Origin of the sequence: Pseudoalteromonas sp. HM-SA03 (assembly GCF_002289345.1) — a bacterium.
In the GTDB taxonomy this organism is placed as follows: domain Bacteria; phylum Pseudomonadota; class Gammaproteobacteria; order Enterobacterales; family Alteromonadaceae; genus Pseudoalteromonas.
In genome coordinates this window covers 24775-31279 of record NZ_NSDG01000032.1, presented here as the reverse complement: position 1 = coordinate 31279, position 6505 = coordinate 24775, and the positions used below count along the sequence as shown (strand labels likewise).

3 protein-coding genes and 1 pseudogene are annotated in these 6505 nt (G+C 44.0%); 3 read left to right on the top strand and 1 reads right to left on the bottom strand.

Translation table 11 applies throughout. The features are described 5' to 3' along the window. Positions 1-165 precede the first annotated feature (165 nt). Complete coding sequence (locus CKO50_RS07035) at positions 166-648, bottom strand: hypothetical protein (protein ID WP_095727574.1); 483 nt, start codon at positions 646-648, stop codon at positions 166-168. A 253-nt stretch (positions 649-901) separates the two neighbouring features. On the opposite strand from CKO50_RS07035, the gene CKO50_RS07030 reads away from it, so the two are divergent. The 3 genes and pseudogenes from CKO50_RS07030 (at position 902) to hrpA (ending at position 6478) form a co-directional block, all read left to right on the top strand. After that, on the top strand, positions 902-1930 hold the full coding sequence (locus CKO50_RS07030) for an isoaspartyl peptidase/L-asparaginase family protein (protein ID WP_095727573.1): 1029 nt from the start codon (positions 902-904) through the stop codon (positions 1928-1930). Positions 1931-2015: 85 nt separating this feature from the next. Continuing rightward, positions 2016-2444 carry a CBS domain-containing protein gene (locus CKO50_RS07025; protein WP_010375537.1) on the top strand — a complete coding sequence of 143 codons (429 nt, stop codon included), beginning with the start codon at positions 2016-2018 and terminating at the stop codon, positions 2442-2444. A 153-nt stretch (positions 2445-2597) separates the two neighbouring features. Next, positions 2598-6478: pseudogene (gene hrpA / locus CKO50_RS07020) on the top strand (ATP-dependent RNA helicase HrpA). Positions 6479-6505 lie beyond the last annotated feature (27 nt).

The window sequence follows — 6505 nt, the reverse complement described above, 5'->3', positions numbered from 1 at the left end:
TCTCTAAACTCACTACGCTTATTAGATCAAAGGGCTAGATCTGTGTCCAGCCCTTTTTCAACAGTCTGAGCGCTTCCAGAGGAAGCGCTTTTTTGTGGATGCTATTTTATAACTGCTACACCGATTTGCTCCTGCAAATTGAGCAGGTATTAAGATAAATTGGTATTACTTAGCGTTTGGAACAGGACAGTATGAACCGCCTCGAGGGATCCAGACCGAGCGTGTTTCCCAACGGCAGTTATACGCTACTCGGCGTTCTTCTTGTTGGGTTGAAAAAGTATCATGCTGATGAACATAGGTACCTCCAGGCACCTGATAGTTTGGGATTGGATGAGGAATAGTCCAACCTCCGGGGCAGCTTTGTGACGCGAGTACGGTTTTAGTTTGCCATAAAGTATAGGGACCGTAAGGTTCACCTGCTATTAATTTGTAGTGGCAAGTCTTATAACTCACATCAACGAGCTCTGTACGGTAGTCACATACCCACACACGTCGCTCATCCCAGTAGCCACCGCAGTCAACATTGTTTACTTGGGTGTCATAAAAAGTGTTGTAATCAATAACTTTAATTTGCTCTTGAGTAGAAGCGGCTTGAGCAGTACCAAGCAGTAGTGTGCTAAAAGCTGCAATTTTTAGAATGTTTTTCATATCGATTCCTGTCGAATTTCGTTATTTTATTACTTTGAGTTATTTCAAAGTAATAAATATGTTTCCATTTTGTGGTCGAAATAACAACCATGAATTGATTGAAAAATATTCAAATTTGCTGTTGTGTCTTTCTGCTCATGAGTTTCTTTCAACCACACCATAAATAGGTAAGCTTGACAATTTTAACGCGAAAGCTTGCATCGTTCTAAAATTCACCTCATGCTGAAGTTTAACAACGAACCAAGGTATAAAAATGAAAAAAATCTCTTTGCTAGTAGCGTTATTAGCCTTGTCGGCGACAGCTGCTGTCGCTGACGAGAAAGCGCCCCCATTTGCGATCGCTATTCATGGGGGAGCTGGTACGATTGAGCGCAGTAACTTCACACCAGAAAAAGAAAAACAATACAAAGCTAAATTAAAAGAAGCCGTTGAAGCGGGCTATAAGGTACTAGAACAAGGTGGAGAAAGTCTTGATGCGGTAACGGCTGCCATTAACATTCTTGAAGACTCGCCTTTTTTTAATGCTGGTAAGGGAGCCGTGTACACCTATGATGAAGGGCATGAGCTAGATGCGTCAATCATGGATGGTCGCAACCGCCAAGCCGGCGCTGTGGCGGGGGTGAAGCACATTAAAAATCCAATCGATCTGGCAAAAGAAGTAATGCAACACTCAGTACACGTCATGCTAAGTGGTGAAGGAGCAGAAGACTTTGCTAAGAAACGCGGTTTTACGTTAGTGGAAAACAGCTATTTTGACACCGATGCTCGCTATCAATCACTCTTAAAGGCGAAAAAGCGATTGCAGATGAAAGAAGCGGCGACCAAAGACTATCAGGCGGCACACCAACAATTAGAGAGCCAATATAAGATGGGAACTGTGGGGGCTGTCGCACTCGATAAACAGGGGAATTTAGCGGCTGGAACGTCAACAGGTGGCATGACGGCTAAACGCTTTGGAAGAATAGGTGACTCACCGGTGATTGGTGCGGGCACATTTGCGGATAACCGCTCTTGTGCTGTGTCAGCAACGGGACATGGCGAGTATTTTATTCGATATAATGTCGCAGCTGATATTTGTGCTCGCGTCGCTTATCAAAACAAGTCGATTGAAAAAGCGGGGAAAGAAGTGATTTTTGATACGCTTTATCCAATTGGTGGCACGGGAGGGGTGATCATAGTTGACCCTAAAGGAAATATTAGCATGCCATTTAATACCGCGGGAATGTATCGTGCGAGCAAGTCGTCAACAACACCTACCTATGTTGGTATTTATAGCGAGTAAAACAATATTTCGTTGAGACTAAGCAAGTTCTTCAAACGCCAGCTATTATTATCATGATAGCTGGCGTTTTTAATGGAGATGAGCAATGCAATCAATAAAAGTCGCAGACTACTTAAATCATCGCCCCGTAACATTCAAACAGGACATGCGCGTAGAATCAGCGGTAGAAAAGCTGCTACAAAGCGGCCAGTCGGGCGGGCCGGTTATAGATGAAGCAAGGCGGGTTATTGGGTTTTTATCTGAGCAAGATTGTCTTAAAAAAATGTTAGAGGCGACCTATCAAAATGAGTCTCATAGCGTGGTGTCCGATGTGATGACAAAAGAGCCTCTGTGTGTAAAACGCGAAGACAGCATAGTGCAAATGGCAGATTTGATGATTTGCAATAAGCCCAAAGTGTACCCGGTAGTTGACGATGAAGGGCGCTTACTTGGGGTTATCAGTCGTGCAAACGTGTTATTAGCGTTGGATAAGCATTTACATGATGCTTATGTCTCTGGTCACCGCTACGTATAAAGCGATGAAATTTACGAGCTGTTAAGGTAACCCATGAGGAATTGCCTTGAGAGTAACAGCAAAAATCTCAATTCCTAACCAAATTTAGTTGGGTTCGTCTAATCTGATTTGATAAACTACACGGCGTTTTATGTAATCACAAGGTGTCGTGTAGTGCAGGTTGACTCGCTGTTCAAAGAGCTAAATTCATGTCTTAAAAAGGATCACTTCATCCTCAAAAAGCGCCTCCATGGTGCGAAAAAAATTACCGATCAAGAAAAGCAAAAGCAGGTAGTCGCAAAAGTAGCGGCTGCGATTGCAAAAAGCCAAGAATTAAAGGTAACAAGAAGTGCTAATATTCCAGCAGTAGAGTATCCTGAGCAATTACCTGTTAGCCAGANAAAGCAGCCATTGCGAATAACCAAGTGGTTATTGTTGCCGGTGAAACAGGCTCGGGGAAGACCACGCAGCTGCCTAAAGTTTGTTTAGAGTTAGGTCGAGGCGTGGATGGCTATATTGGTCATACACAACCAAGAAGACTAGCGGCAAGAAGTGTATCTACCCGTATCGCAGAAGAAATTGGCTGCGAGATGGGGCAAGAAGTTGGATTTAAAATTCGCTTCTCAGATCAAGTCTCTGACAATACATACGTAAAACTGATGACCGACGGTATTTTGCTCTCGGAAATTCAACAAGACAGATTCCTCAACCAGTACGACACAATCATCATTGATGAAGCGCACGAGCGTAGCCTGAATATTGATTTTATTCTGGGTTATTTAAAGCAGTTGTTGCCGAAGCGTCCAGATCTTAAAGTGATTATCACCTCAGCAACCATTGATCCTGAGCGTTTTTCCAAACATTTTAGTGACGCACCTATTATTGAGGTGTCAGGACGAACTTATCCAGTAGAAGTGAGATATCGTCCAGTTGAAGATGTTGACTCAGAAAATGGCGAAGCAGAAAATGACCAATTGCAGGGCATTTTTGATGCGGTTGATGAGCTTTGTGCCGAAGGACCTGGGGATATTTTGGTATTTATGAACGGTGAGCGTGAAATTCGTGACACCGCTGACGCGCTGGCAAAACGCAATTTAAAAGGCGTTGAGATTTTACCTCTGTATGCGCGCCTGTCTAATGCCGAACAAAATCGCATTTTTGCGCCCCATAGCCAACGTCGCATCGTATTGTCTACAAACGTTGCAGAAACGTCATTGACCGTACCAGGTATTCGCTATGTTATCGACCCGGGTACTGCAAGAATAAGCCGCTACAGTTATCGAACCAAAGTACAACGCTTACCGATTGAAGCGGTATCACAAGCCAGTGCAAACCAGCGTAAAGGTCGATGTGGGCGTGTGGCATCCGGTATTTGTATTCGCTTATATTCTGAAGACGACTTTTTAGGGCGCCCAGAGTTTACCGATCCTGAAATTCTAAGAACCAATTTAGCTTCGGTTATTTTGCAAATGCTCGCACTTGGACTTGGTGATATAAGTCAATTCCCATTTGTACAAGCGCCTGATAGCCGCAATATCAAAGATGGCATGTCGTTACTAGAAGAGCTGGAGGCGATAGTTCCTGCTAAGCGCAGAGAACAAGCCAAGCTCACAGAATCAGGCCGCAAACTAAGTCGCTTACCCATAGACCCAAGGCTTGCCAAGATGGTGATGTCAGGGGCACAAAACAACGCGCTTTGGGAAGCGATAGTGATCACTGCGGCACTGTCTATTCAAGACCCAAGAGAGCGTCCTCAAGACAAACGTGCAGCAGCTGACGAAAAACACAATCGCTTTGAGTGCGAACACTCTGACTTTGTTGCATATCTAAACCTATGGAATTATATCGAAGCGCAGCAGCAAGCACTAACGCGCAACCAGTTTAGAAAACAATGCCAAAAAGACTTTTTGGCCTATATGCGCGTACGTGAGTGGCAAGATATTGTATATCAGCTGACCACGGTATGTGAGGAGCTCGGTTTTAAAATAAATAGCAGTCCTGCAAGTGATGAAGCCGTCCATCAATCATTGCTAAGCGGTATGCTTAGCCATATTGGTGTGAAAGACGAAAAGCAAAAACAAGTGTTTAAAGGCGCACGTAACAGCCAATTTCATATTTTCCCCGGTTCAACACTGTTTAAGAAAAGCCCTAAGTGGCTGATGTCTGCGGAGCTTGTGGAAACCAGTAAACTTTATGCTCGGGTTAATGCCAAAATCGATGTAAATTGGATTGCGCCGCTCGCTAAGCATTTAGTTAATAGCAGCTATAGCGAACCGCATTGGGAAAAAAAGGCTGGAGCGGTTATCGCATTTGAACAACAAACCTTATACGGCTTGATCATCGTTGGCCGCAAGCGCACGGTGTATAGCGATATTGATCCTGTGGTTAGCCGAGAGATATTTATTCGTGAAGCGTTAGCAAACGGTCAACTAGGCCAGAGCGAAGGTTTTTTAAGCGCAAACCAAAAATTGGTTGAAGAAGTGCAGGCGCTTGAAGATAAAGCAAGGCGTCGCGATATCCTAGTCGACGAAGAAGATGTGGTTGCGTTTTATAACGATCGAATTCCACAAGACGTAAATAATCGTGCTGCGTTTAGTAAATGGTGGCGTTCACAAAAGCAAAAAGACAAACGCTTTTTGCATATGACGCGCGATCTGTTAATGAAGCATGACGCCGAACATATCACGGATACTCATTACCCAGATACGTGGCAGCAAGGGAATTTGATCTTGCCTCTCAGTTATCACTTTGACCCAGGCCAAGCACTAGACGGCGTGGTGGTCAATATTCCTCTGGCACTATTGAACCAAGTTCAAGATGAAGGTTTTGATTGGCATATTCCTGCGCTCAGACATGAGCTGGTTTGTGGGCTTATTAAGTCACTGCCGAAGACCTTAAGACGTAATTTTGTGCCAGCACCAAATTATGCCGATGCAGTGCTTGCCGCCGTTGAGGTAATGCAAGGCTCATTTATAGAAGCGGTGGCCAACCGTTTACTCAGAATGACAGGTGTCAAAGTCGTCGAGTCAGATTGGGATGTTAGTGCACTTGAGCCGCACTTAAAAATGCAATTTCAGGTAGTCGATGACAAAGGTAAGGTGATAGCCCATGGCTTTGATTTATTGACACTTAAAGCAAAGTTGCAAGGGCAAGTGACCGAAACGCTTTCGCAAGTGGCAGAGCAAGGGATCGAGCAGACGGATATTCAGCAGTGGGATTTTGGCGAGCTGCCAGAGCAATATACTAAAAAGCAAGGAAATTATGAGATTAAGGCTTTCCCTGCATTAGTCGATAAAAAACAAAGTGCGGCTATAGAACTGTTTGATAACGAAATAAAAGCTCAAGCGGCGCATCAAGCAGGATTGCGCCGTCTTGTGCTACTCAATGTTCCTTCGCCTGTTAAATATCTGCAGCAACACTTACCAAATAAGGCTAAGTTAGGATTGTACTTTAACCCCTTTGGTAAAGTGCATGATTTAGTTGATGACTGTACGCAAGCTGGGGTTGATAAGCTGCTGCGTGCATTTGGTGAGATCAGAGATGACGTCGCGTTTGAAAAAGCCAAAGAACACATTCGAGCTGAGCTAGGTGACACTGTAGTCGAAATTGCGAAGCAAGTTGAGGCTGTGCTTAGTATTGCCCACAGTATTAACAAGCGTATGAAAGGCAGAGTGGATCTTACGATGATCACCGCGCATGGCGACATAAAATCTCAGTTATCCGGTCTTATCTTTAAAGGCTTTGTCACTGCTCATGGTGCTGACAAAATCTCTGATATTTTGCGCTACATGAAAGCGATTGAGAAAAGGCTTGAAAAACTTGCGGTAGATCCAAACAGAGATAGGCTGTGTGTACTAGAATTGGAAAAAGTTGCTGCGGCCTATCAAGACAAGTTGGCAAAAATCCCTTCTGGATTACCTGTACCAGAGTCGCTTATAGATATTTTTTGGATGCAACAGGAACTTCGCGTGTCTTTGTTTGCTCAAACATTAGGAACGGCTTATCCGATTTCGGCTAAACGCGTTCTGAACTCGATAAAAGAGTGCGAAATATAAACTTGCATTTTAGAGTACGACAGTTAC